Consider the following 24,170-nt stretch of genomic DNA (forward strand, 5'->3'; position numbering starts at 1 on the left):
TAAGAGAACATGACGACGACGGCCGCGACCGGCACCCGCGTGGTCCGCAACTTCGTGGGCGGCAAGTCCGTCGACGCCCTCAGCGGGCGCACCGCGCCCCTGATCGACCCCACCACCGGCGAGGAGATGGCACAGGCGCCGGTGTCCGGCCCCGAGGACGTCGACGCGGCGATGACCGCGGCCGCGGGCGCGTTCCCCGGCTGGCGCGACGCCACCCCCGGCGAGCGCAGCCTGGCGCTGTTCCGCCTCGCGGACGCCCTCGAGGCCCGCGTCGACGACCTGCTCGACGCCGAGTGCCTCAACACCGGCAAACCGCGGGAGGTGACGCTCGCCGAGGAGGTGCCGATGATGCTGGACCAGATCCGCTTCTTCGCCGGAGCCGCCCGCGTGCTCGAGGGCCGGTCGGCTGGTGAGTACATGGCGGGGCACACGTCCTTCATCCGCCGGGAGCCGATCGGCGTCTGCGGCCAGGTCACGCCGTGGAACTACCCGATGATGATGGCGGTCTGGAAGTTCGCCCCCGCCCTCGCTGCCGGCAACACCGTCGTGATCAAGCCCTCCGACACGACGCCGATGTCGACGGTGCTCATGGCCGAGATCGCGGCAGAGTTCCTGCCCGCCGGTGTCTTCAACGTCATCTGCGGCGACCGGGACACCGGCCGGGCCGTGGTGGAGCACCCGATCCCGGACATGGTGTCGGTCACCGGTTCCGTGCGCGCCGGGATGGAGGTCGCCACCTCGGCCGCGCGTGACCTCAAGCGCACGCACCTCGAGCTGGGTGGCAAGGCCCCGGTCGTCGTGTTCGACGACGCGGACCTCGAGGCAGCGGTCGAGGCGATCGGCGGCGCGGGCTACTTCAACGCCGGGCAGGACTGCACCGCGGCGACCCGCGTGCTTGCCGGCCCCCGGGTCCACGACGACTTCGTCGCCGCGCTCGCCGAGGAGGCCAAGCGCACCCGCACCGGGGCCGACGCCGGTGCGGACGCGGCATACGGGCCGTTGAACAACGCCAACCAGCTCGCCCGGGTGAGCGGGTTCATCGACCGGCTGCCCGACCACGCGTCCCTGCGGGCCGGCGGTAGCCGGGTGGGTGACGCGGGCTACTTCTACTCGCCCACGGTCGTCTCCGGGCTCCGCCAGGACGACGAGGCGGTCCAGGACGAGATCTTCGGCCCGGTCATCACCGTGCAGCAGTTCACCGACGAGGCGGAGGCGCTGCGCTGGGCCAACGGCGTGAAGTACGGCCTCGCCAGCAGCGTCTTCACCAAGGACCACGGCCGGGCGATGCGGATGGCCAAGGGCCTGGACTTCGGCTGCGTGTGGATCAACACGCACATCCCGATCGTTGCGGAGATGCCGCACGGCGGGTTCAAGCACTCGGGCCACGGCAAGGACCTGTCGATGTACAGCCTCGAGGACTACACCCGCATCAAGCACGTGATGAGCAACATCGAGGCCTGACCACATGAGCACCACGATGGAGACGCCGATGCCCCAGAGCGACGCAGCGCTGCCGGAGCGCCCTCCCGGACCGGACACGGCCATCGAGCTGTCCGGCGTCGTCAAGGACTACCAGTCCCGCAGGGGCGAGGGATTCCGTGCCGTCCAGAACCTCGACCTCACCATCGGGGCCGGCGAGTTCTTCTCGCTGCTCGGCCCGTCGGGCTGCGGCAAGACGACGACGCTGCGGATGATCGCCGGCTTCGAGGAGGCGACCGAGGGCCGGGTGCTGCTCTACGGGCAGGACGTGACCACCACTCCCCCGAACAAGCGCGACGTGAACATGGTCTTCCAGAGCTATGCGCTCTTCCCGCACATGGACATCTTCAGCAACGTGGCCTTCGGGCTGCGTCGCCACAAGGTGCCCAAGGAGGAGATCAGGGCGAGGGTGCAGGAGGCGCTGGAGATGGTCGAGATGGGCGACCTCGGCAAGCGCCGGCCGACCCAGCTGTCCGGTGGGCAGCAGCAGCGCGTCGCGCTGGCCCGGGCGCTGGTCAACCGACCGCGAGCGCTCCTGCTCGACGAGCCCCTCGGCGCCCTCGACCTCAAGCTGCGCCAGACCATGCAAATCGAGCTCAAGCGGATCCAGCGGGAAGTCGGCATCACGTTCGTCTACGTCACGCACGACCAGGGCGAGGCGCTGACGATGTCCGACCGGGTCGCCGTGATGAACCGCGGCCGGATCGAGCAGCTCGGGACGCCGGAGGAGATCTACGAACGTCCGGCCACCAAGTTCACCGCCGGCTTCATCGGCACCTCCAACATCCTGGCGGGGCAGGTGGACCGCCTCGACGGGGACCACGCGGTGCTCGACTACGGCGACAGCGGCCGGGTACTCGTGCCGCGGCGCCTGCCCGTGGCCACCGGCGACCGGATCGAGCTCACCGTCCGGCCCGAGAAGATCAGTCTCGTGGACGAGCCACTGCCGCGCGGATGTGCCCTGCGCGGCAGCGTCAAGGAGGTCGTCTACCTCGGGACGTCGACGAACTACACGGTCGCCACCGCGGCCGGCTCGGACGTCGTGGTGTTCCAGCAGAACAGCGCGACCTTCCGTGGGCACCTGGGCCGGGGCGACGACGTGTGGCTGTCGTGGGAGCCCGACCACTCCTACCTGCTCACCGATTCCGGAGCCGGCCCGCGCGCGGCGGCGCTCGAGGACTCCACGACGGCCGGCTGACAGGAGCGACATGAGGAACCGACTCGGAGCGCGGCTGACCCCCTACGCGCTCGTCCTTCCCGGTGGTCTGTGGATCGCGATCTTCTTCGTGATCCCGATCCTGGTGATGCTCAACATGTCCACGATGAGTGGTGGGCTGATCCAGGGATTCCAGCAGACGCTGGACATCGGCAACTACGCGCACGTGCTCGACCTGTACCACGAGCAGTTCGTCCGCTCGCTCATCTACGGGCTCATCACCACGGTGGCGACGATCTGCATCAGCTACCCGGTCGCCTACTACATCTCCTTCCACGGCGGTTCCCGCAAGCCGACCTTCCTCTTCCTGCTGCTGCTGCCGTTCTTCGTGACGTTCGTGCTGCGCACGCTGGCGTGGGAGTTCCTGCTCTCCGACGACGGCCTGCTGCTCGGGCCACTGCACGACATCGGGCTGGTCCCCTCGGACTTCCACGTGCTGGCCACGAGCTTCGCAGTGATTGCCAGCCTGACCTACTACTCCGTGCCCTTCATGGTGCTGCCCATCTACGTCGGGCTCGAACGGATCAACCGCGAGGTGCTCGAAGCCGCCGGCGACCTCTACGCCAGCAAGACCCAGACCTTCCTCAAGGTCGTCTTCCCCATGTCACTCTCCGGCGTCTTCGCCGGCGTGCTCCTCACGTTCGTGCCGGTGACCTCCGACTACGTGAGCGCCTCGATCCTGGGTGGCACCGGACAGGTCATGATCGGCAACATCATCGAGACGCTCTACATCTCCAACAGCGACTACCCGAACGCCTCCGCGTTGTCGTTCGTCCTGATGGCCGTGCTGCTCATCGGCATCTTCGCCTACGCCAAGGCCCTCGGCACCGAGGACGTCATGGAGGTGAGCGCGGCATGAGCACCATGGCCCCCTCACCCACCCGCACGAGCCCGGGCGGCACCGAGCGGCCCCGCGCCCGCCGCCGCCCGAAGCGCAAGGGCACGCTGCTGCGCACCTACACGTGGGCGGTACTGGCGTGGATGTTCCTGCCGATCCTGGTCATGGCGGTGTTCGGCTTCAACGACACCACCAGTCGCTACAACTTCCGGTGGCAGGGCTTCACGCTGCGGTGGTGGGAGAACGTCTTCGCGATCCCGAACCTGACCGAGGCGCTGGTGAACTCGTTCACCATCGCCGTCATCGTCACGATCGTTGCGGTGCTGCTCGGCACCCCGATGGGGATGGCGCTCGGGCGCTACCGCTACCGCGGACGGGGCTTCACCGACCTGGTCCTGTTCGCGAACATCGCCGCCCCCGAGATCGGGCTGGGCGCTGCCCTGCTGTCGCTCTACCTCACCATCGGGATCCCCCGCGGCTACTGGACGATCGTCATCGCCCACGTGATGTTCACCATCCCGTTCGTGGCCATCACGGTCCGCGCGCGCATGGCCGGCCTCGACACCTCGCTGGAGGAGGCCGCCCGCGACCTGGGCTCCGGGCCGTTCACCACGTTCCGGCTGGTGACCCTGCCGCTGATCGTGCCCGGTGTGCTGGCCGGCGGTCTGCTCGCCTTCGCCCTGTCGATCGACGACTTCATCATCACGCAGTTCACTGCCGGGCAGACGCTCACCTTCCCGCTCTGGGTCTGGGGGGCGAGCCGCCTCGGTGTGCCACCGCAGGCCGACGTCATGGGCACGATCATCTTCTTGGTGGGCGTGCTGCTGGCGGTGCTCGGCGGCGTGGCCGCGAAGCGACGGGACTGATTCGATGACCACCTCCACCGGCGGCACCTGGCCCGCCGAGGCACTCCGCCATGCCGAGCCGTCGGTCTTCTGGCTCGACGACCCCGCCGCGCCGGAACCCCTGCCGCCGTTGGAGGGCGCCACGCGGACGGACCTGCTCGTCGTCGGCGGCGGGTATGCCGGCCTCTGGACCGCCTTGCGCGCCAAGCAACGCGACCCCTCCCGGGACGTCGTCCTCATCGAGGCGGAGACGTGCGGCCACGCCGCAAGCGGACGCAACGGCGGCTTCTGCGCCGCCAGCCTGACGCACGGCTTCGGCAACGGCCTGGCCCGCTGGCCGGAGGAGATGCCCACCCTCGAGCGCCTCGGCATGGAGAACCTCGAGGGCATCGCGGAGACGGTGGAGCGCTACGGGATCGACTGCCACTTCGAACGCACCGGCGAGCTCGCCGTGGCCACCGAGCCCTACCAGCTCCCGGAGCTGGCGGAGGCGTTCGCGGCCATGAAGGAGGCCGGTGCCGACGTCGAGCTGCTGGACGCCGAGGGCACCCGTGCGCTGGTCAACTCCCCCACCTATCGCGGGGCGATCTGGGACCGGACCGGCTGCGCCATGGTCGAACCCGGGCACCTGGCGTGGGGGCTGCGGCGGGCGTGTCTCGAGGAGGGCGTGCGCCTCCACGAGCACACCCCTGCCCTGGAGCTGAACCGCCACGGCCAGTCGGTGCGGGTGCGCACCCGCACCGGGTCGGTCACCGCCCGGCGGATCGCGCTGGCCACGAACGCCTATCCCTCGCTGCTGCGACGGAACCGGTTGATGACGGTGCCGGTGTACGACTACGTCCTCATGTCCGAACCGCTCACTGCCGAGCAGCGTCAGGCGGTCGGGTGGACCGGGCGCCAGGGCGTCGGCGACAGCGCCAACCAGTTCCACTACTACCGGCTCACCCGCGACGACCGGATCCTGTGGGGCGGGTACGACGCCGTCTACTACTACGGCAGCGGCCTCGGGCCATCCCTGGAGCAGCGTCAGGCCACGTTCGAGCGGCTCAGTGAGCACTTCTTCGCGACGTTCCCCCAGCTCGAGGGGGTGCGCTTCACCCACCGCTGGGGCGGAGCCATCGACACGTGCACCCGCTTCTCCGCGTTCTTCGGCACCGCGCTCGACGGGCAGGTCGTCTACGCCGCTGGTTTCACCGGTCTGGGCGTCGGGGCGACGCGGTTCGCGGCGGACGTGATGCTGGACCTCGCCGACAGCCTCCAGACGCCACGGACGCAGTTGGAGATGGTGCGGCGCAGGCCGATGCCGTTCCCGCCGGAACCCTTGCGCTACGGGGCGATCCAGCTCACTCGCTGGTCCCTCGACCGGGCCGACCGCCACGCCGGCCGGCGCAACCTCTGGCTGCGGGCCCTGGACCGCCTGGGCCTCGGCTTCGATTCCTGAACCTTCCACCAACCACTGCACACCTCCCACCAACGACTGCACACCTTCCCCCAAACCACTCCACCACGAAGGGCGCCTCGCCGGTGGCGCGGCGCCCTCGTGGTGGGGAGCGGTTGGGGAGCTGGTCAGTGATGGCGGGGGGTCAGGGTCAGCCCACCCGTCCGGCATACGCCAGGAGGTTGGGCCGGTAGATGGACACAGGCCCCTGCACGCCGAGGCTGGGGTCGGCGGCCTCGATCATCTGGCCACCGCCGATGTAGAGCCCGACGTGGTAGATGTTGCTCGCCGACCCGCCGTAGCCGTAGAAGATCAGGTCGCCGGGCTGGGCCTCGCTGATCGGCACGTGGGTCGTCTCCGCCCACTGCGCACCGGTCCAGTGCCCGAGGTAGACGCCGGCCTGCTGCCACGCCATCATGGTCAGCCCTGAGCAGTCGAAGGCGTCGGGTCCGGCAGCGCCCCACACGTAGGCCTTGCCGACCTGCGCCCTGGCGTAGGAGATCACCGCACCGACCCCGGCAGCCGGGCCGGGAGGTGGCTCGGGCGCCGGGGGGGGCTCGGGTGCCGGCGGCGGCTCCGGGGCGGGCGGAGGCGGCGGAGCAGGGGCGGCCGTCGTGGTCTCCGGCGGAGGCGCCGGGGCGGCCGTGTGCGTCGGCTCCGGGGCCGGCGCGGCGACCGTCGTGGGGGCTGGTGCGGGCTGGTGGGTCCGCTGCTCGCGCTGGCGGGACCGCTCGGCCGCTCGCTGCTGGGCCGCCCGCTCTTCAGCGGCTCGCTGCTGGGCCGCGCGTTCCTCCGCGGCGCGTTGGGCGGCCGCCTGACGAGCGGCCTCCTGCTTGGCCTGCTCCTCCCGCTGCTGCTGCAGGATCCGCCGTCGGATCGCCTCCTGCTGGCGTCGCTCCTCCTCGGCGCGCAGGCCGGACTGGCGAGCCCGTTCCTTGGCCACGGAGGTCTTCCGCAGCTCGGCGAGCTGCCGGATCATCGCGTTCTGCTGGGACTGGATCTGTTGCGTCTCCTGGGCCGCCTGGGTCGCGCGACTGGTCGCGGTGTCCTTGGCCTGCGCCGCGGTCATCGCGGCCGCTTCCTGCTGGGCGCGGGCCTTGGCGGCCTGCCGTTCCAACGTCGAGGCCAGCTCGGCGGAGGCCGCCGCGTCCTGGAGCGTGCGGTTGCGGATCCCCCCGACGACGGACAGTGCGGAGGCGCGGTCGAGCACCGCCTGGGGACCGGCGTCGGAGAAGAACGCCTCCAGGCTGCCCAGGCTGCCGCCCTGCATGTAGGCGTCGGCCGCAAACCGGCCGACCTGCACCGAGGCCTCCTGCGCCTGCTGACGCGCCGTGGCCGCCTTGCCAGCGGCCTTCTGTGCCGCGGCCGTCCGCTGCTGCAGCTCCATCCGGGCGCCATTGAAGGCCTCCGCCGCCTGCTCCGCCTTCGCCTGCACGTGGGCCAGTCGGGTGTAGGAGTCCTGCAGCCGCTGCTCCACCCCTGAGATCTGCTGAGCCTTCGACTGCACTGCCGCCTTCGCCGCGGCAACCTCCTTGGCGGAGGGGTAGACGCGGTCGGCCCAGGCCGGCAGGGCGGGCGTGGCCACGGCGAGGGCCAGCGCCAGCCCGGTGGCACCAGCCACCAGACGGCGTGGGGACCGCTGAGGAGACGACACGGGACAACGCCTCTCGATCGGGGAACGTCGGCCGGTCGAGAGTAGGGCTGTTTCACCCCTCTGTGAACACCTGTCACAGAGGTCCCAAGCAGATCATGCGCCCCAGCGGCCTCCTGCAGGCTGCGACACGCCGAATCACACATATGTTTTTCCGCAGGTCAATCCGGACGCGGGCGGTTGAGCGCTCAACCACCGGGCTGATACATCACAAACTGATAACGGTTCGTGATATGGCCCAACCGAGAGGGAATTCGGCCGCCCGCGGCGGCTGCCCGCCCGTCCCGGACCTACCCGGTCAGGTGTGCAGGGCACCTGCCTTCAGCGCGGCATACCGCTCCGGGTCGTCGTGGAGCAGGCCGCGCCGCGCGCGCCGCCGGTAGCGCACGAGCTGGCACAGTCCCAGCCCCCAGGTGAGGTACTGGACGGCCATGGCGGGACGGAAGGAGTCGATGGTGTAGGTCCGTGGGCCTCCGGGCGCGACCCGGTCGAGCACGAAGCCGATGAGGAAGACCACGGTGAGCGAGGCGACGAAGCCACCGACGTTGACGATTCCCGTGGCGCTGCCGATGCGGGCCGGTGGGTTGAACGTGCGCGCCAGGTCGAACCCGACCATCGAGCCGGGGCCGCCGATGGCGGTCACCACGACAAGGACGACGAGCAGCCACAGCGGCGCCCGCCCGGGCCAGAGCAGGACCACGCCCCACACCGTCATGATCGCGAGGACGATTCCGAGCACCAAGGTGGAGCGCGAGAACGGGTGGTGGGCCACGAACTGGGCCACGAGCGGGCTGGTGACCACGGTGGTCACGACCATGAGCATCAGCAGGTTGCTCGCCGTTGCTGCCGACAGCCCCTCCCCCGAGACCAGGAACGGGAAGCCCCAGAGCAGGGCGAAGACGTTGGCACCGAACTGGGTCGAGAAGTGGGTCCACAGCCCGAGCCGGGTCCCGGGTTGGCGCCAGCTGGCGCGCAGCGCCCGCCCCACCTCGCGCACCTTGAGCTGCTCGCGCCGGTGGTCGGCATACGGGGAGTCCTTGACGATCACGACGAGCACGACGGCGAGGAGGACGCCGATGCTGGAGGCCAGGAGGAACGAGGTCGTCCAGCCGAGCCCGTGCAGGGCCGCCGACAGCGGCCGGGCCGCGAGGAGCGCCCCGAGCTGCCCGAACAGGCCGGTGAGCTGGGTCACCATGGGCGTGCGCGCCGGCGGGAACCACAGGGCGACGATCCGCATCAGGCTGATGAAGACCATGGCGTCGCCCATGCCGACGAAGAAGCGGGCGACGAGCCCACCGGCATAGCTGCTCACGAAGGCGAAGGCGGCCTGGGCGGCCGTCATCATCAGCAGACCGGTGAGGATCAGCCGCTTGGAACCGACCCGGTCCAGGATCGCCCCGACGGGGATCTGCATGGCGGCATAGACCGCCAGCTGCAGCATCGTGAACGTCGCCAGCTGCGCGGAGCTGATGTGGAAGCGGTGTGCCGCCAGCAGCCCCGCGACGCCGAGCGAGCTGCGGTGGAACACGGCCAGCACGTAGACGGCCAGCGCCGCCGCCCACACCACCCAGGCGCGACGGCCACCGAGGGAGAAGCGCAGCGCGGGGTCGACCGAACGGCGGTCGCCCCCGACGTGCTGGATCGCAGCGGTCACCGCACACCCTGGGCCTGCTGCCGGGCGACCTCGAGGTGGCCCTTGATCGCGGCGAGGAAGTCGCTCTTGGTGCCCTCCTCCAGGAGGCTGATGAGCTCACCGTGCTGCCGGACCGCTCGATCCATCCGCGTCCGCGAGACGCGCATCGCCGAGCTGGTGACGCAGAGCTGCCGTTCGCGGAGCATGCGGTACTGCTTGGTCAGGATCAGGTTGCCGGCCGCGGCGACGATCTCCTCGTGGAACGAGCGGTCCGCCTCACTGAAGCCGGCGACGTCGTCGCTCGTGCGCGCCCCCTTCATCACCTTGAGGTGCTCCTTGAGCCGCTCCACCAGGTCGTGGCGGCGCGACCAGGCGCGTCCCGCGGCCCAGACCTCGATCACCTCGCGGGCCTCCAGCACGTCCCGCGCCTCGTCCGCCGACACCGGTATGACGAGTGCTCCCTTCTTCGGGTAGAGGGCCACCAGGCCCTCCACCTCCAGCCGCAGAAGAGCTTCGCGGATCGGGGTGCGCGAGACGCCGAGCTCCTCGGCGACGTCACCTTCGGTGACCAGGACGCCGGGAGCGATGCTCCCGTCGAGGATCCCGGTCTTCAGGTGGCTATAGGCACGTTCGGCGGCTGAGGGCAGGCGCGTGGAGCTTGCAGACATGATGTATCTATCATAGATGCAAGGCTCGGCTGTGGGCGAATCGGCCGCGTGACGTGCGGCTGCGCCAGCTGGGCGGACCCGCCGGCGGCGGAAGCTCGTGGTGCCGGGCCAGCCGTTTTGCGAAAACACCTCCACTGCGGCCCTGGCCGAGGCACCATCAGGGGTAGAGGTCCGGCGGCCGGGGGCGGGCGGCCCCGGACCTCTCGACACAGGGTTCCGGGCGCAGATCGCACGAGAGGGGAGCATGCAGCGGGGACGACGGGTCGGCCAGGTGGGCCGGACGCGCCGGACACGATTTGTCTTTTCTTTACCTTTTCTTGAAGAAGTGCTGGTGTTCCCCTTACCTGTGCTCTAGAGTCCGGAGATGACGCCGGGGGGCGTCTGGCGACCGGGGGGTCCTGTCGTCACCACACCTAGCGCAGGGGGAAACCATGCGTGCACGCAGTGCCACCCGTCGACGCCGCACGGCGGTCACGCTCGGGACCGTTGTCGCGCTCGCGGGTCTCGGGACGATGGTCGTCGGCGTGGGCGCAGCCAACGCCGCTGGCCCTCCCTACAACGGTGAGCCGCTCGTGACGAAGGTGCTTGTGTGCCATGCCACGAGCTCGCACACGAATACGTGGGTGCTGACCGACATCAGCGTGAACTCGGTGTTCAGCTCCAGCGTCGGGTCGTCCGACATCGTGCCCTCGTTCTGGTACGAAGAGAACCAGCAACCGACGTACTTCCCGGGATGGAACTGGGAGGGCCACCAGACGGCCTATGCCGCCTGCCAGCCCAAGGTACAGCCGGATCCCGGAAGCAGCGACCCCGGTTCCAACCCGACCGGCAGCCCCACCACGGCGCCGACCTCGAGTCCCACGAGCGACCCCTCGGACAGTGCCACCGGGGCTCCGACGGACAATACGACCGGCGACCCCTCGGACAGTCCCACCGGCCAGCCGACCGACGATCCGACCTCGGATCCCACGGGCGAGCCCACCGACGGCCCCACGTCAGGTCCGACGGACAACCCGACCGGCCAGCCGACCTCGCAGCCGAGCGACGAGACCACCTCCAGCCCGACCGGTGAGCCGACGTCCAGCACGACCGGCCAGCCGAGCGACCCCAGCACGTCACCCAGCGAGACCACCTCGCCCACGGAGCAGCCGAGCACGCCCACCGACCCGACGTCGCCCACGGGAGACCCCTCGGACAACCCCACCGGGGAGCCCACGTCGAACCCGACGGACGAGCCGACGTCACCGTCCGACCCGAGCCACCCGGGCAAGACCCCGACCGACCAGCCGACGACGACCCCGACGGGTGAGCCGACGTCACCGTCCGACCCGAGCCACCCGGGCAAGACGCCGTCGTCCACGCCCTCGCCCAGCTCGAGCGACCCCTCGTCCGCTCCCGTGAGCGGCCCGAAGCCGCCGCAGGGCCCCAAGGTTCCCCGGGTCGTGCAGACCGACGGCGGTCCCCTGGCCACCGGCGGCTCGCCGGGCCTGCTGCTCGGCGGGCTGGCCATGACCGTCGGTGGTGTCGGACTCGCCGGGGCCTCTCTGCGCCGTCGCGACACGACCGAGTGAGCGACGCCGGCCATGGTTCGCCGATCCTGGCCGGCTCTGCTCCTCGCCGCACTGCTCCTCGTGGGCGGGGTGTTCGCTGCCCTCGTCGGCACCGGACTGCTCGGCGCCTCCGCGACGCCCTCGGGCTACGTGAGTCCCTCGTCGATCGCGACCGCGCCGAGCAACACCTCCACGAGCCGGGCGCCGGCGAGCAGGGCCTCCGCAGCAGGCCCCGTCCGCACGCGGAGCAGCTCACCGAGTCCGAGCAGCCCTGCGCCGCAGTCGAGCTCGTCCAGCGCCCGACCTACACCACGCACGTCGCCGCGGAGCACCGCGCCGTCCCCCACGGCCGCCGCCCCGCGCCTCAGCAGCACGGCAGCGCCGGAGGGCAGCCCGGTCCACGTGCGGGTGGCCAGCGCCGCGGGACGTGACCTGGTTGAGGCGCCGCTGCAACCGGCCTACCTGAACCGGGACCAGGCACTCGAGCCGGTGGCCGGTCGCGCCGGCTGGTACGCGGAAGCGGGCTGGCCGCGGCCCGGGTTCCCCGGCTCGTCGATCGTCGTGGGGCACGTGAGCTGGAACGGAGTGCCCGACGTGTTCTGGAACCTTCCCCGGGTGCGCCCCGGCGACCGGGTCACGGTCGACTACAGCAGTGGCGAACGCGTTCGCTTCGTCGTCACCCGATCGGCTGCCCTGAGCAAGAAGGCCGTGCCGCAGGACCACTCCATCTGGCAGCCGGGCGCCCGACAGCCGGAGATCCGGCTCATCACCTGTGACCCGGCAACTCCCGTGGTGGGAGGGCACTTCGTCGGCAACTGGGTGGTCTGGGGAGCCCGCGACTGAGGCCGCCGCCCTCGCCGCGCCCGGCGTCGACTGCGGTCAGCGCAGGGTGCGCCCGAACAGGTCGAGGAGCGCGTCCCAGTGCCGCTGCTCGGCCCGCGCGTCGTGGGCCGCGGTGTCGGCCATGGTGAAGCCGTGCGTCGCACCGCGGTAGAGCTCCACCGTGTGGTGCACGCCTGCGGCGCCGAGCGCCTCGGCCACCGTGCGCTGCATCTCCGGCGTCATGGAGCCGTCCTTGTCGGCGTGGGCGATGTAGACCTCCGCCTGGATGGACCCGAAGCCGCGGTGTGGGCTGTCCTCGGCGTCGGTCGCGAGGCGCCCCCCGTGGAAGCTCGCCACCGCAGCCACCCGCGCGGGCGCGTGGGCTGCCGTGCGCAGGGCCAGCGCCCCACCCATGCAGTAACCCACCGTGCCGACCGGCCCCTCGCTCACCCGGTCGTCCTTGGCGAGGTAGTCCAGGTAGGCATCTGCGTCCCGCATCGCCAGTGGGGGCGTGAGCGCGTTCATGTGCGGACGCAGCTTGCCGAACACGCCCGAGCGGCCGCCGTCCTTCAGGTCGCCGAGCTCGACGACCGGGGCACGACCGCTGCGGTAGAAGACGTTCGGTGCGAGCACGGCATACCCCGCCTCGGCCAGCCGGGCACACATCTGCTCGATCTGCGGGCGCAGCCCGAAGGCGTCCGTGTAGAGCAGGACGCCGGGGTGCGGCGAACCGTCGTCGGGCGCCGCGAAGACGGCGTCCGCCACTCCGTCGCTCGTCGGGACATCGACCGTCGTCGCCTGGGCTGCCACCCGGTCAGTCTGGCACCGGCAAGACCACGCTCCCACGGCCACCCGGCCGCGGGCCGCTCCCCCGCCCCTCACGCGAGCGCGACGACCCGCTCCCAGGCCGGCCCGTCGAGCGCGACCGCTGCGGCGGGGAACAGGCCGTTCTCCTCGCGGTCGATGTGGCGCCGCAGTGCGTCGTCGAACCGCTGGGCGAGGGCCACCTCGCCGCAGTCGATCGCCTCGAGCAGCTGGTGGATGTCGGTGTGTTCCGCGCACAAGGAGTCGACGTGCTCGGTGAAGTCGGGGTCGAGTCGCAGCTCCGCGAACAGGCCGCGCTCCTCCGAGCCCGTGTGCTCGTCCAGCCGGTGCGCCAGTGTGGTGGCGGCGGCCCGGACGCTGGCGCTGTCGGCACCCTTGACGGCACGGACCAGCGCACCGGAGGCATTGACGAGCTCCTCGTGCTCGGCCGAGTAGCGACCGATCACGCTGATGGAGCGGCACCCGCAGTAGGAGCACATGTGGAGGGAGTCCCTTCGTGTGGTGAGTGGTCAGTTCTGGTCAGCGCGTCGTGGTCACCGAGCGCTCGCACTGCACGCGGCGGACGCCGCGCACCCCGGAGGCGACAGCGGCCGCCACCTGGCGCTCGTAGGGCGTGTGCGCCCCGGTGATCTGCACCACCCCGTCGACGACGGCGGTCTTCACGCCCAGGAGCGCGAAGTCGTGCAGCCGGGCGATCACGTCCTGGCGGATGTCGGAGTCGGTGCGCCAGAGGGCGCGCACGATGTCGCTGCGGCTCGCGACGCCGACCAGTTCCCGGCCCCGCATCACCGGCATGCTCTTCCAGCCGGTCGCCTCCAGCGTCAGTGCCAGGTCGGCGACGTCGGTCTCCTCGGTCACCGTGTGCGCGGGCGAGGTCATCAGCTCGGACACCTTGCGGGGCAGTGGCGCGCCCTCGTGGCTGGAGGGCTGCAGGTGCGCCCGGGAGTCAGGGCCTAGCGCGGGGCGCAGCAGGTCAGCCTCGCCGATCACGCCGACCAGCGCACCGGTCGTGTCGACGACCGGCAGCATGGTCACGTGCGCGGACGCCATGAGGCGCACGGCTTCCCGGGGCCGCTCCTCCGCACCGATGGTGAGGGCGGGCGTGGACATGATCTCGCGAACCAGCATCGTGGGTCCTTCGGCAGCAGTCGTGGCGGGGAGCTGTCCCCATGATCTGGCCGTGACCGCTTCGTGACCCGGGCCCAAGGTCCCTGTTTCTCCGTGCCTGACACATCGAGCTCATCGTCCACCCGAGGTGACCGGCGCCCGACGGATCAGAGGTCGACGTCGCTGCCCATGGTGACGGTCCGGTCCGGCGGCAGGGCGAAGTAGGCCGCCGGGTTCGCGGCGTTGTGCGCGAGGGTCAGGAAGAGGGACTTGCGCCAACGGGGCATCCCCGGCGCGCTGGTGCGCCGGACGGCCCCTCGCGAGACGAAGTAGGAGACGTCCGGTGAGTCGTTGAGGCGCTCGTCCAGCACCCCGACCGCGCAGGCGGCACGCAGCGCCGCAGGGATGTCGGGGGCGTCCGAGAACCCCACTCGGACGGACAGGTGCTGGATGCCGTCGTCGGCGTAGCCGAGGTCGTCGTAGGCGAACGCCTCGGACGGGGGCACGTGCGGCACGTTGGCGGTGCGCATCGACACGATGAGCACCTCGCGGTGCAGCACGTGGTTGTGGTCCACGTTGGCCCGCAGCGCGAGCGGCGTCGTCTCCTTGTTCGGGTGGGGGAACACGCCGATCCCGTTGACGCGCGGCACGCCCTTGACCCGGATCTCCTCGACGAAGGAGCTCAGGCTCCCCTCCATCTGTCGCCGGGTGGCCATGAGCTGCTGGCGCCCGCGCCGCCACGTGGTCATCACGGTGAGCACGAGCGCGGCGATGAGCAACGGCACCCAGCCGCCGTGGATCACCTTGGACAGGTTGGCGGTGAGGAACGTCGCCTCCAGTCCACCGAAGACGACCGCCGCGATCGCCACCTGCCAGGGCCGCCAGCGCCAGAGCAGCCGCGAGACGAGGAGCAGCAGCAGGGTGTCCACGACCAGCGCTCCCGTCACCGACACGCCGTATGCCGTCGCGAGCCGTGCAGACGAGCGGAACGTCAGCATGACGGCCATCACCCCGAGGAACAGCAACGCGTTGACGGCGGGCAGGTAGACCTGTCCACCCTCCTCCTCCGAGGTCTGCCGGATGGTCAGCGCGGGCAGCAGTCCGAGCTGCATCGCCTGGCGGGACAGGGAGAACGCGCCGGAGATGACCGCCTGGCTGGCGATCACCGTCGCCATCGTCGCGAGCACCACCATGGGGATCCGCGCCCAGTCGGGAATCAGCAGGAAGAACGGGTTGGCCGCGGCGCCCGTGTGGGTGAGCACCAGGGAGGCCTGGCCCAGGTAGTTGAGGGTCAGCGCGGGGAAGACGATGAAGAACCAGGCGCGCTTGATCGGCGACCGCCCGAAGTGGCCCATGTCGGCATACAGCGCCTCGGCGCCGGTGATGGTGAGCACCACGGCGCCCATCGCGATGAACGTGATCACCGGGTGTGCGGCGACGAACTCGATGGCATAGCTGGGGGACAGCCCTTGCAGCACCTGTGGGTGGGGTACGACCTTGGCCAGCCCGATCGCCGCGAGCGCCGAGAACCACAGCAGCATGATCGGACCGAACAGCGAGCCGACCTTGCCGGTGCCGAACCGCTGGGCGAGGAACAGGCAGGTGAGGATCACCGCCGACACGGGCACGACCAGGTGCGCCACGCTGGGGGCAGCCACCTCCAGGCCCTCCACGGCCGACAGCACACTGATCGCCGGCGTGATCACCGAGTCGCCGTAGAACAGCGAGACACCGACGATGCCGACGACCAGGAGGAGTCCCGCGCGACCGGAGCGGCCGGCATACAGCCGTTGGGCGAGGGCGGCGAGCGCCATGACGCCGCCCTCCCCGTTGTTGTCCGCGCGCATGAGCACGCTGACGTACTTGATGGAGACGATGATCGTGACGCTCCAGAACATCAGGGAGATGACGCCGTACACATCCGCCGGCGTGGGCTGCACGATCCCGTTGTCGATGGTGAAGACCGTCTGGAAGGCGTAGAGCGGGCTGGTGCCGATGTCGCCGAAGACGACACCGAGCGCGGCCAGCACCATCGCCGTGCCGACCGGCCCACGCCCGGAGACGTGCCCGCCCGCGGCAGCGGCCGCGGGGCCGACGCCGGTTCCGGGCGACGCCGGTTCAGCCGGCTCGGGTGCGTCCGTCATCGCCCCAAATGTAGGGCAAGCACCGGGATGCGCCCCGCGCGACGACCCGGTCCGTCACCGGGCCCTCACCGAGCCGTCACAGGTCCGGCCCGGTCAGCAGTCGGCGGTGGCGCAGTCCTCGCCCTGCGGGCCCTCGTTGCTGGGGCCGACCAGGCCCAGCCGCCCGGCGAGCAGCCCGGCCTCCACCCGCGAACCGACCTTGAGCTTGACGAGCACGTTGCGCACGTGCGTCTTGACGGTGTTCTCGGAGATGTAGAGCTGACGGGCGATCTCGGCGTTGGACAGGCCCCGGCCCAGCAGCGGGAGCACCTCCTGCTCGCGACGGGTCAGCGTGGGCAACACGTCGCGCGCCTCCTCGGTCTCCTCCCGGCCCTGCGGGGCGGGCGCCACCTGCCGGAACTGGCTCAGCAGCTTGGACATCATCGGCGGGCTGACCGCGGAGTCACCCACGTACACCGAACGCACCGCGTCGAGGACCTCCTCGACCTCCACGCTCTTGAGGACGTAACCGCTCGCCCCCGACTGCACCGCCTCGACGAGGTCGGTCTCCTCGTCCGAGATCGTCAGCATCACGACCCGTACCGATGGTGCCCGCTGGCGGATCTCGCGGCACGCCTCCAGACCGGATCCCCCCGGCATGTGCAGGTCCAGCAGCGCCACGTCCGGCGTCAACCGGACCGCGAGGTCGACGGCCTCCCGGCCTCCCCCGGCCTGGGCCACCACCTCGATGTCACTCTCTTGGTTCAGGACCATCGTGAGTCCTTGGCGGTACAACCCGTGGTCGTCCGCCACCAGGACTCGGATCGGCCCCTCGCCGTGCTCGTCCTCCCCCCGCACCCTTCGCCCCCCTTTGGCTCGTGCTCACGTCACGCGCTCATCTTGACAGGGAGGCGGGTGCCCATGTGGCCGAAGCCTGAGAAATGGGCGTGCGTTCGCGCGGGCGGCGGTGTGAACCGCACCGGTGGTCGCCGGCCGGACGACCGGTCAGGCGCCTTGCGGCAGCTTCTGCCGCAGGAAGGTGGCCACCGGTCCCCCGATCGCCACGAGGACGAGGATGGTGCCCAGCGCGAACATCGGCGCGGCCACGACGTCCCCGAGGTAGTGGGCCCCCACCTCCAGCCGGGTGGCTGCCACGAGGAGCACCAACGGTATGCCGATCGCGGCCACCCAGCCCTGCGTCCGTCGGTGCCCGTGGGCCACCACGAAGAGGGCGATCACGAGGGCGGCGACGAACGCGGTGTGCCCACTGGGGAAGCTGTCCGGTGCCTGCTCGTTCACGAGGGCATGCACGACGCCGGCCGGCGGGCGAGCGCGGTGGAAGAGGAACTTGCCCACCTCCACCGAGAACCAGCCGGGGATGGTCAGCAGCGCGGTGACGAGCGCGGCCAGGTGGTCCTTGACCCACACCACCGCACAGGTCACCAGCAGCACCAGTGGCGCGATCATCGGGCCGAACCCGACCTGGAAGGCCAGGCCGATGTCGCTCAGCACGAAGTCGCGGTGGCGGGAGATCATCACGTCGAGGGCCAACTCGCCCGTGTGCCGGGCCCCTTCGGTGGTCACGTAGGCACCGATGCCGAGGCCGAGGCAACCAATCACGAGGCCGATGACGAGCGTCGGCCAGTGGCTGCGAAGGTCGAGGTAGCCCAGGAGCGAGTGGCGCGGTGCCTCGGCGACGGGCTCGGCCGGTCGTGTCTCTGCCATGGGGAACTCCTGGGTGATGACGGTGCCGGCCCATGGTGCCGACCGAACCTGTGTCTTCCCTGAAGAGATCCGGTATGCCGGATCAGAGCCCCCTGCTCGCGAGGGCGGCCCAGCCGTCGTAGTCCTCGACCGCCATCCCGGCATAGGCGGGGCTGGAGGCCTCGACGCCGTCGACCGTCGCGAGCGCGGCCTGCAGGGCCGGCTCGCCCTCCTCGTAGAAGGTGCAGGCGGGGCAGTCCGCCAACGGGTTCGTCTCGGCGGCGAGCCGCACCGGCCGCCCGGCCGCGGCGCCACGCGCCAGCAGGTCCGCGCCGACGTCGGTGATGGAGTTGGGACCCGTCGCCGTGTCGCGGTAGCTCATGACGGTGAGCGCGTCGACGCGGGAGAGCACCTCGTCGGCGAGGGTGGAGCGTCCGAGGGGCACGGTGCCGTACCAGAACGCCACATCGGCCTCCAGCGGCAGCCCCGTCCCGCGAAGCCCCTGCCGCAGCGCGGAGAGCATCGACAGGTAGGACGAGATGATCTTCGTCTGGGTCTTGGGCGTGGACCACCCCGGCAGGGCGTACGGCTCGACGTCGACGTGCACACCGGAGAACAGCCCGGTGCCGAGCACCGCCTTCTCCCAGGCGAGGGCCGGCGTCTGGTTGGTCGCCCAGCTCGGGTCACCGCCCAGCGCGTCGACCCGGATGCCGGCGCCGTGGGCGATGGCGACCAGCCGCTGCAACCGCGGAAGGTCGCCGGAGGTGGCGACGTCGCTGCCGACCGCGACGAAGAGCGTCGAGACCCCGTGTGTCTGCGCGAAGTCGACCACCGCAGCGGGGTCAGCCTGCGTCCACACCCACATGGCGCGCGTCGGCGGCGCTGCCGAGGCGGCGCCGGCCGACCCGAACGTGCTGACCACGAGACAGATGGTCCCAAGGACGGCGAGGACGAAGCGCCGCGTTCGGCGCAGGCCGAAGGTGGGCGCTCGGCGGAGCCCGAGGGCACGCGATCGATGCACGCCGGAGGGGTGGGACGAGCAGGCAGGGGTGATGGGCATGTCGTGCTCCTGTGCCGAGGGGGAGCCTCTCCCGGGCGGGAAAGCTGCGGCCGCATCAGGGTAAGTCAGCACCGGGCCGCGGAGGAAGCTCACGCACGGCGCGGGCCGGGACCATCGGCCCTGTCCGCGGTGCCCGCCGGCGCGGCACGATGCCGTCGGCGAGCATGCCTGCCGCCCCCCGTCCCCGCCTTCCGAGGAGTACCCGTGTCGATCACGCCGGTCGATGGTCACCTGCTGTCCCGGTTCGCCAGAGACCTGCCCCATCCACCGCGGGTGGTCGTCGGGGGCAATGCGGCCGTCCCGTGGGGACTGCTCCGCCTCATCGACGAGACCTACGACCGCTACGGGCTGTTCATGCTCAACGCGCCGTCCGGCATCCCCGACCGCGCAGGCGTCGTCCACGAGACACCCTTCGTCGGCAGGGGCATGCGCGGGTCGGCCCGGCTGCGCTACGTGCCGGCACGGTTGTCGCAGGTGCCGCTGCTGTTCGGCACGACCTGCCCGCCGGACGTGGTGTGCGTACGCGCGACGCCGCCGCGGCACGGCAGGGTGTCGCTGGGTCTGGAGGTCAACATCCTCCCGGCGGCCATCGAGGCGTGCCGGGCACGCGGCGGACTGGTGCTGGCGCAGCTCGATCCGGAGATGCCCTACACGTTCGGTGACGGCGAGCTGGAGCTGTCCGCCCTGGACGGCGCGCTGACCACCGCCGACTGCGAGGCGCCCGGGTCGTTGACCACGCTGCCCGCGCCGGACCCGGCAACCGCCGCGTCGGCCGGTGACGCCCTGGCCCGCATCGGCGAGCTCGTCGCCGCCCGCGTGAAGGACGGCGCGACGCTCCAGCTGGGCATCGGCCGGATTCCCGACGCCGCGCTCGCCCGGCTGGTCCACCGGCGCGACCTGGGCATCTGGAGCGAGATGGTTTCCGACGGCCTACTCGGCCTCGCGCAGGCGGGCGCACTCGCGACCGATCGGCAGATCGTCACCTCCTTCGCCCTGGGCAGCCGCCGGCTCTACGACTGGCTCGACGGGAACCCGCGTGTGCGGGTGCTGCGCACGGAGACCACCAACGCTCCGGCCCGGATCGCGCAGAACCCGCGGATGACGAGCATCAACACCGCGCTGCAGGTCGACCTCTTCGCCCAGGTGAACGCCTCCCGGATCCGGTCGCGCATCTACTCGGGCTTCGGCGGGCAGACCGACTTCGTCGTGGGAGCCGTGCACGCCGAGGAGGGGCAGGCGCTCATCGCTCTCGAGTCGTGGCACCACAAGGCTGACGTGTCGACGATCGTGCCGCTGCTCGATGAACCGACCTCGGCGTTCCAGCACACCGCCGTGATCACCGAGCAGGGCGCGGCGGAGATCTTCGGTCACGACGAGCGGGCGCAGGCCCGGCACCTCATCGACTGCGCCGCGCACCCACGGGTCCGCGCCGAGCTCTGGGAGGAGGCGCGCGCGCTCGGACTCGGCTGACACCACTCCTTGGCACGTTGTCACGACCGTTCTCCCCGGGCGGTGCCGATTCTCTTCGCATGACCCCCAAGCCCAGGCGCCAAATGCACATGGCGGGACCAAGGACCCGGGCACTCCGGGTTCGCCGTGGGCAGAGTCGAGTCAACCGACAGGAGGAGACAGATGAGCACTGCATCGACCATCGAGGCACCGATCCTGGTGGGATACGCCGACCACGACAGCGACGCCGCGCTGCAGTGGGCCGCGCGGGAGGCGAGCCGCCGGCACCTCCCACTACGCGTCGTCCACGCCGACTCCACCGCCGCCGACTACCCCTGGGGCTGGGGCTACCCGGTGGCCGGCGACATCGTCCGAGTGCAGGAAGCCCTGCGGGACAACGCGAAGGCGGTGCTCGCCGAGCTCAGCAAGCGGGTCCGAGAGTCGCACCCGGACGTCCCGTTCGTGGCCACGCGCGCCGACACCACTCCGGGCGAGGCACTGGTCTCAGCCTCGGCGGAGGCGACCCTGTTGGTGGTCGGTCACGGCCGCCACCCCGTGGCGGGGACGATGGGGTCGACGGCCGCCACCGTGGCCGCGCACTCCAGGTGCCCGGTCGTGGTGGTTCCCACCGTCACGGCGTCCGAGAAGGCCAAGGACGAGGGCGACACGCGCTTCTCCGCAACCGTCGTGGTGGGACTCGACGACTCACCGGAGTGCGACGACGCCCTCGGCTTCGGTTTCCAACAGGCAGCCGCCCGTGGCGTCCCGCTCGTTCCCCTGCACGCATGGTGGGTGGACCCCCTGTTCCTGCCCACGGCGCTGCCGGCGGACTGGGACGACATCGACGCGAAGGCCCAGGCTGCGGTGAACCTGCTGCTGGGACAGTGGAAGGCCCGTTTCCCGGAGGTGAAGGTCGAGCCGATGTTGGCGCGCATGCGGCCAGCGGACGCGCTGGTCGCCGCCAGCCACAGCGCGGAGCTCCTCGTCGTGGGCTGCCGCGGTCGCGGAGGCTTCTCGAGCCTCCTGCTCGGCTCGGTCAGCCGCAAGGTACTGCACCGGGCGCACTGCCCGGTCGCGGTCGTACGCAGAGGCCAGCTGCCCGCACTCCAGGACATCGAGGTGCACGAGTTCGACGAGACCCCGGCGTCCTGACCCCCAGCCGGCTCACCGGCTGGCGGTCACGCCCCGCCCGCGGCCACCTCGGCCGCGGGCGGTTCTCGTTGATTCCGGTGGAACGACAGGAGATTCGGGTCCTTGGTCCCTAGTAGGCCCAGCTCACGCACCGCACACTTGAAGTGTCCAAACAGGACAGTTGAACTACTCGAAAGTGAGCAGGTCATGAAGACCATCGCCCGTCCCCACCAGCCACGACTGCACGAAGGCGTCGTGCCCGTGACGCCGGCCGCGGACCGCGGTGACGGCGCCCACACCACCACGAAGACCTTCCGGTACCTGGCCGCAGCCCTCCGTATCGCCTTGGGCTGGACCTTCCTGTGGGCCTTCCTGGACAAGACCTTCGGCCTCGGCTTCGCCACCGGACGCAACCCCGAGACCGGCGCCGTGAAGGTCTTCGGCCCGGACGCCTGGCTCAACGGTGGATCCCCCACCCTGGGATTCCTCAAGTTCGGTACCATCGGACCGCTGGCCGGCTTCTACCAGAGCTTCGCCGGAGCCACCTGGGCCGACTACCTGTTCATGATCGGCTTGGCCGGCATCGGCATCGGCCTGACCTTCGGCATCGCGATGCGCCTGTCCACCATCTCCGCGGTGGCCATGCTCGTCCTGATGTGGTCGGCCACCCTCCTGCCGGCCAACAACCCCTTCCTGGACGACCACCTCATCTACGGCATCGCCGCCCTGGCCCTGCTGGCCGTCGGCGCCGGCCACACCCTCGGTCTCGGCAAGGCTTGGGACAAGCTGACCATCGTCCGCAACCACCCGATCCTGAAGTAGGCGTCCGCCGCAGCACATCGCCCGCGGCCCCACCGGCCGCGGGCGATGCTGTGTGCCCGACAGGACTCGGGACCTTTTCCCCTGCCGTCACCAGCTTCGGGGAGCGACCGTGGAGTGACGGCGATGAGCTTTTCCTCGCCGCGGCAGCACCAGGTCGGACAGAGGAGCACCACGATGACCACCATCGACGAAACCAGTTGGAACGAGACCGGGGCCGTCGACCACCGTGGCCTGCGGGTGCTCGGCTTCGAGGAGTGCCTCCGGCGCGTGACCGCCGCGCCCATGGGGCGGCTCGCGTTCCACGACGCCGGCGAGGTCCTCGTGCTCCCCGTCAACCATGTGACCGACGGCCTGACGGTCGCCTTCCGCACCACGTGGGGCTCCAAGCTCGCCGCCGCCGTCGGCCGCAAGCCGGTGGCCTTCGAGGTGGACGGCTACGACGCGGCCACGCGGGCGGGCTGGAGCGTGCTGGTGAAGGGAACCGCCGACATCGCCGACGACGAGCAGGTGTGCGCGCGGCTCGAGGAGCTGCTCGGCATACCGTGGACGGGACCGGCGGAGGACAGCTTCTGGGTGCGGGTACGCGCGGACGAGGTGACCGGGCGCGAGCTCCTCCCGGCCGTCGCCGCCTCGTGATGCGGGGTGGCCGTTGGTGCCACCGACCGCTCAGCTGGGGGACACCAGCGGCCACCGACCAGTGCCCCGTCCACCCGCCCGCCGACGCCGGAGCTCCCGCACCACCTGGTGCTGCTGCCGGATCAGCCGCGGCAGCTCGGTGACCACAGGCGCCGCGCGCCGGGGGCCGCGTCCGGTGCCCACGGTGCGGATGGCGTCCTCGAGGTCGGCGAGCTCGATGATGAGCTCCCTGACGGTCAGGTCTGAAGTCGTCATGCCGAGATGTTGTCGAGGCCCGCTGTCCGGCCCGTGTGCCCTCACTAGGTATGCCGTGTGAACGGTCCGCCGGCCACGCGCACTCACAGACAACGCACAGGAGTTTCCGACCCGCGACACAACCGCGACCGGAGACTGTGACCATGACCACGACTGAGACGTCCCGCCGCCACGGACCCGCCACCGCGCCCGGTCCGCGCGGGGTCGAGCTGCGGCGCCCGGACGGCGGCCCGCTGCGCGTCCTGGTCGTGGACGACGAACCCACCCTGGCGGACCTGCTCACGATGGCCCTGCGCTACGAGGGCTGGGAGGTGCGCTCGGCAGCGGACGGCCGCACGGCGTTGCGCCAAGCTCGGGACTTCCGCCCGGACGCGGTGGTCCTCGACGTCATGCTGCCGGACATCGACGGTCTGGAGGTGCTGCGCCGGTTGCACGAGGAGTCCCCACTCCTTCCGGTGCTCTTCCTCACCGCCAAGGACGCGCTCGAGGACCGCATCCACGGGTTGACCGCCGGCGGGGACGACTACGTCACGAAGCCGTTCAGCCTGGAGGAGGTCGTGGCACGCCTGCGCGGGCTCATGCGTCGCGCCGGCGCGCACCCGCTCGCCGACGACTCCGTGCTGACGGTCGGTGACCTCTCGCTGGACGAGGACAGCCGCGAAGTCCGCCGTGGGGATGACGAGATCACCCTGACGGCAACGGAGTTCGAGCTGCTGCGATACCTGATGCGCAACCCTCGCCGGGTCCTGTCGAAGGCCCAGATCCTCGACCGGGTCTGGAGCTACGACTTCGGGGGCCAGGGCAACATCGTGGAGCTCTACATCTCCTACCTGCGCAAGAAGGTGGATGCCGGTCGCGAGCCGATGATCCACACCGTGCGAGGTGTCGGCTACGTCCTCAAACCCTCCGGCTGACGGG

24 protein-coding genes are annotated in these 24,170 nt (G+C 70.9%); 12 read left to right on the top strand and 12 right to left on the bottom strand.

Annotated features, from left to right (window positions below; all coding sequences use genetic code 11):
- Positions 1-9 precede the first annotated feature (9 nt).
- From VFL99_RS01985 to VFL99_RS02005, 5 genes are read left to right on the top strand one after another with little or no spacing between them, the layout of a single operon-like run.
- A complete protein-coding gene (locus VFL99_RS01985; RefSeq protein WP_325104642.1) occupies positions 10-1,461 on the top strand; it encodes a gamma-aminobutyraldehyde dehydrogenase in 1,452 nt (483 codons plus the stop codon).
- A gap of 4 nt (positions 1,462-1,465) precedes the next feature.
- The gene (locus VFL99_RS01990; RefSeq protein WP_325104643.1) at positions 1,466-2,677 is read left to right on the top strand and encodes an ABC transporter ATP-binding protein; all 1,212 of its coding nucleotides are present in this window, start codon (positions 1,466-1,468) and stop codon (positions 2,675-2,677) included.
- 10 nt (positions 2,678-2,687) lie between these two features.
- Complete coding sequence (locus tag VFL99_RS01995; RefSeq protein ID WP_325104644.1) at positions 2,688-3,554, top strand: ABC transporter permease; 867 nt, start codon at positions 2,688-2,690, stop codon at positions 3,552-3,554.
- Positions 3,551-4,399, top strand: coding sequence for an ABC transporter permease (locus VFL99_RS02000; RefSeq protein ID WP_325104645.1), 849 nt, complete (start codon positions 3,551-3,553; stop codon positions 4,397-4,399). The genes VFL99_RS01995 and VFL99_RS02000 overlap by 4 nt, the downstream gene beginning before the upstream one ends.
- A gap of 4 nt (positions 4,400-4,403) precedes the next feature.
- Positions 4,404-5,819, top strand: coding sequence for an NAD(P)/FAD-dependent oxidoreductase (locus tag VFL99_RS02005; protein ID WP_325104646.1), 1,416 nt, complete (start codon positions 4,404-4,406; stop codon positions 5,817-5,819).
- Positions 5,820-5,967: 148 nt separating this feature from the next.
- Here the strand turns inward: VFL99_RS02005 and VFL99_RS02010 are convergent, their stop codons facing one another.
- The 3 genes from VFL99_RS02010 to VFL99_RS02020 form a co-directional block, all read right to left on the bottom strand.
- A complete protein-coding gene (locus VFL99_RS02010) occupies positions 5,968-7,437 on the bottom strand; it encodes a C40 family peptidase (RefSeq protein WP_325104647.1) in 1,470 nt (489 codons plus the stop codon).
- A 328-nt stretch (positions 7,438-7,765) separates the two neighbouring features.
- Positions 7,766-9,121 carry an MFS transporter gene (locus VFL99_RS02015; protein WP_325104648.1) on the bottom strand — a complete coding sequence of 452 codons (1,356 nt, stop codon included), beginning with the start codon at positions 9,119-9,121 and terminating at the stop codon, positions 7,766-7,768.
- A complete protein-coding gene (locus tag VFL99_RS02020) occupies positions 9,118-9,768 on the bottom strand; it encodes a GntR family transcriptional regulator (protein ID WP_325104649.1) in 651 nt (216 codons plus the stop codon). Before VFL99_RS02020 ends, VFL99_RS02015 begins: the two co-directional genes overlap by 4 nt.
- Before the next feature lie 431 nt (positions 9,769-10,199).
- Here VFL99_RS02020 and VFL99_RS02025 point away from each other — a divergent pair, with 431 nt between their 5' ends.
- Positions 10,200-11,339: a hypothetical protein gene (locus VFL99_RS02025; RefSeq protein WP_325104650.1), complete on the top strand. Its 1,140-nt coding sequence runs from the start codon at positions 10,200-10,202 to the stop codon at positions 11,337-11,339.
- Between the two features lie 125 nt (positions 11,340-11,464).
- Here the strand turns inward: VFL99_RS02025 and VFL99_RS02030 are convergent, their stop codons facing one another.
- Positions 11,465-11,692, bottom strand: coding sequence for a hypothetical protein (locus VFL99_RS02030; RefSeq protein ID WP_325104651.1), 228 nt, complete (start codon positions 11,690-11,692; stop codon positions 11,465-11,467).
- Positions 11,693-11,720: 28 nt separating this feature from the next.
- On the opposite strand from VFL99_RS02030, the gene VFL99_RS02035 reads away from it, so the two are divergent.
- Positions 11,721-12,161 (top strand): class F sortase, encoded by a 441-nt coding sequence (locus VFL99_RS02035; RefSeq protein ID WP_325104652.1) that lies wholly within the window; start codon positions 11,721-11,723, stop codon positions 12,159-12,161.
- 36 nt (positions 12,162-12,197) lie between these two features.
- Here the strand turns inward: VFL99_RS02035 and VFL99_RS02040 are convergent, their stop codons facing one another.
- From VFL99_RS02040 to VFL99_RS02070, 7 genes are all read right to left on the bottom strand, one after another.
- On the bottom strand, positions 12,198-12,950 hold the full coding sequence (locus VFL99_RS02040; RefSeq protein ID WP_325104653.1) for a dienelactone hydrolase family protein: 753 nt from the start codon (positions 12,948-12,950) through the stop codon (positions 12,198-12,200).
- A gap of 68 nt (positions 12,951-13,018) precedes the next feature.
- A complete protein-coding gene (locus VFL99_RS02045) occupies positions 13,019-13,444 on the bottom strand; it encodes a hemerythrin domain-containing protein (RefSeq protein WP_325104654.1) in 426 nt (141 codons plus the stop codon).
- Between the two features lie 40 nt (positions 13,445-13,484).
- A complete protein-coding gene (locus tag VFL99_RS02050) occupies positions 13,485-14,093 on the bottom strand; it encodes a CBS domain-containing protein (RefSeq protein WP_325104655.1) in 609 nt (202 codons plus the stop codon).
- 146 nt (positions 14,094-14,239) lie between these two features.
- A complete protein-coding gene (locus VFL99_RS02055) occupies positions 14,240-16,216 on the bottom strand; it encodes a potassium transporter Kup (RefSeq protein WP_325104656.1) in 1,977 nt (658 codons plus the stop codon).
- A 93-nt stretch (positions 16,217-16,309) separates the two neighbouring features.
- A complete protein-coding gene (locus VFL99_RS02060) occupies positions 16,310-17,053 on the bottom strand; it encodes a response regulator transcription factor (protein WP_325104657.1) in 744 nt (247 codons plus the stop codon).
- Positions 17,054-17,200: 147 nt separating this feature from the next.
- Positions 17,201-17,920, bottom strand: coding sequence for a phosphatase PAP2 family protein (locus VFL99_RS02065; RefSeq protein ID WP_325104658.1), 720 nt, complete (start codon positions 17,918-17,920; stop codon positions 17,201-17,203).
- 82 nt (positions 17,921-18,002) lie between these two features.
- Entirely contained in the window at positions 18,003-18,959 is a 957-nt protein-coding gene (locus VFL99_RS02070) for a hypothetical protein (RefSeq protein WP_325104659.1), read from the bottom strand.
- A gap of 204 nt (positions 18,960-19,163) precedes the next feature.
- Between VFL99_RS02070 and VFL99_RS02075 the strand changes: the two genes are divergently transcribed.
- The 4 genes from VFL99_RS02075 to VFL99_RS02090 all read left to right on the top strand — a co-directional run bounded on the left by VFL99_RS02075 (position 19,164) and on the right by VFL99_RS02090 (position 22,997).
- A complete protein-coding gene (locus VFL99_RS02075; RefSeq protein WP_325104660.1) occupies positions 19,164-20,429 on the top strand; it encodes an acetyl-CoA hydrolase/transferase family protein in 1,266 nt (421 codons plus the stop codon).
- Positions 20,430-20,591: 162 nt separating this feature from the next.
- Positions 20,592-21,560 (top strand): universal stress protein, encoded by a 969-nt coding sequence (locus VFL99_RS02080; protein ID WP_325104661.1) that lies wholly within the window; start codon positions 20,592-20,594, stop codon positions 21,558-21,560.
- Between the two features lie 186 nt (positions 21,561-21,746).
- Complete coding sequence (locus VFL99_RS02085) at positions 21,747-22,361, top strand: hypothetical protein (RefSeq protein ID WP_325104662.1); 615 nt, start codon at positions 21,747-21,749, stop codon at positions 22,359-22,361.
- Positions 22,362-22,535: 174 nt separating this feature from the next.
- Positions 22,536-22,997 (top strand): pyridoxamine 5'-phosphate oxidase family protein, encoded by a 462-nt coding sequence (locus VFL99_RS02090; protein WP_325104663.1) that lies wholly within the window; start codon positions 22,536-22,538, stop codon positions 22,995-22,997.
- 30 nt (positions 22,998-23,027) lie between these two features.
- Here the strand turns inward: VFL99_RS02090 and VFL99_RS02095 are convergent, their stop codons facing one another.
- A complete protein-coding gene (locus VFL99_RS02095) occupies positions 23,028-23,252 on the bottom strand; it encodes a hypothetical protein (RefSeq protein WP_325104664.1) in 225 nt (74 codons plus the stop codon).
- Between the two features lie 143 nt (positions 23,253-23,395).
- On the opposite strand from VFL99_RS02095, the gene VFL99_RS02100 reads away from it, so the two are divergent.
- Positions 23,396-24,166 carry a response regulator transcription factor gene (locus VFL99_RS02100; RefSeq protein WP_325104665.1) on the top strand — a complete coding sequence of 257 codons (771 nt, stop codon included), beginning with the start codon at positions 23,396-23,398 and terminating at the stop codon, positions 24,164-24,166.
- Positions 24,167-24,170: the final 4 nt, after the last annotated feature.

This window comes from Segeticoccus sp. (genome assembly GCF_035708005.1).

Excerpts from the sequence above, each read along its gene's own strand:
- VFL99_RS01985 (WP_325104642.1), top strand. The coding sequence starts at position 10 with ATGACGACGACGGCCGCGACCGGCACCCGCGTGGTCCGCAACTTCGTG.
- VFL99_RS01990 (WP_325104643.1), top strand. The coding sequence starts at position 1,466 with ATGAGCACCACGATGGAGACGCCGATGCCCCAGAGCGACGCAGCGCTG.
- VFL99_RS01995 (WP_325104644.1), top strand. The coding sequence starts at position 2,688 with ATGAGGAACCGACTCGGAGCGCGGCTGACCCCCTACGCGCTCGTCCTT.
- VFL99_RS02000 (WP_325104645.1), top strand. The coding sequence starts at position 3,551 with ATGAGCACCATGGCCCCCTCACCCACCCGCACGAGCCCGGGCGGCACC.
- VFL99_RS02005 (WP_325104646.1), top strand. The coding sequence starts at position 4,404 with ATGACCACCTCCACCGGCGGCACCTGGCCCGCCGAGGCACTCCGCCAT.
- VFL99_RS02020 (WP_325104649.1), bottom strand. The coding sequence starts at position 9,768 with ATGTCTGCAAGCTCCACGCGCCTGCCCTCAGCCGCCGAACGTGCCTAT.
- VFL99_RS02025 (WP_325104650.1), top strand. The coding sequence starts at position 10,200 with ATGCGTGCACGCAGTGCCACCCGTCGACGCCGCACGGCGGTCACGCTC.
- VFL99_RS02045 (WP_325104654.1), bottom strand. The coding sequence starts at position 13,444 with ATGTGCTCCTACTGCGGGTGCCGCTCCATCAGCGTGATCGGTCGCTAC.
- VFL99_RS02050 (WP_325104655.1), bottom strand. The coding sequence starts at position 14,093 with ATGCTGGTTCGCGAGATCATGTCCACGCCCGCCCTCACCATCGGTGCG.
- VFL99_RS02055 (WP_325104656.1), bottom strand. The coding sequence starts at position 16,216 with ATGACGGACGCACCCGAGCCGGCTGAACCGGCGTCGCCCGGAACCGGC.
- VFL99_RS02065 (WP_325104658.1), bottom strand. The coding sequence starts at position 17,920 with ATGGCAGAGACACGACCGGCCGAGCCCGTCGCCGAGGCACCGCGCCAC.
- VFL99_RS02070 (WP_325104659.1), bottom strand. The coding sequence starts at position 18,959 with ATGCCCATCACCCCTGCCTGCTCGTCCCACCCCTCCGGCGTGCATCGA.
- VFL99_RS02080 (WP_325104661.1), top strand. The coding sequence starts at position 20,592 with ATGAGCACTGCATCGACCATCGAGGCACCGATCCTGGTGGGATACGCC.
- VFL99_RS02085 (WP_325104662.1), top strand. The coding sequence starts at position 21,747 with ATGAAGACCATCGCCCGTCCCCACCAGCCACGACTGCACGAAGGCGTC.
- VFL99_RS02090 (WP_325104663.1), top strand. The coding sequence starts at position 22,536 with ATGACCACCATCGACGAAACCAGTTGGAACGAGACCGGGGCCGTCGAC.
- VFL99_RS02095 (WP_325104664.1), bottom strand. The coding sequence starts at position 23,252 with ATGACGACTTCAGACCTGACCGTCAGGGAGCTCATCATCGAGCTCGCC.
- VFL99_RS02100 (WP_325104665.1), top strand. The coding sequence starts at position 23,396 with ATGACCACGACTGAGACGTCCCGCCGCCACGGACCCGCCACCGCGCCC.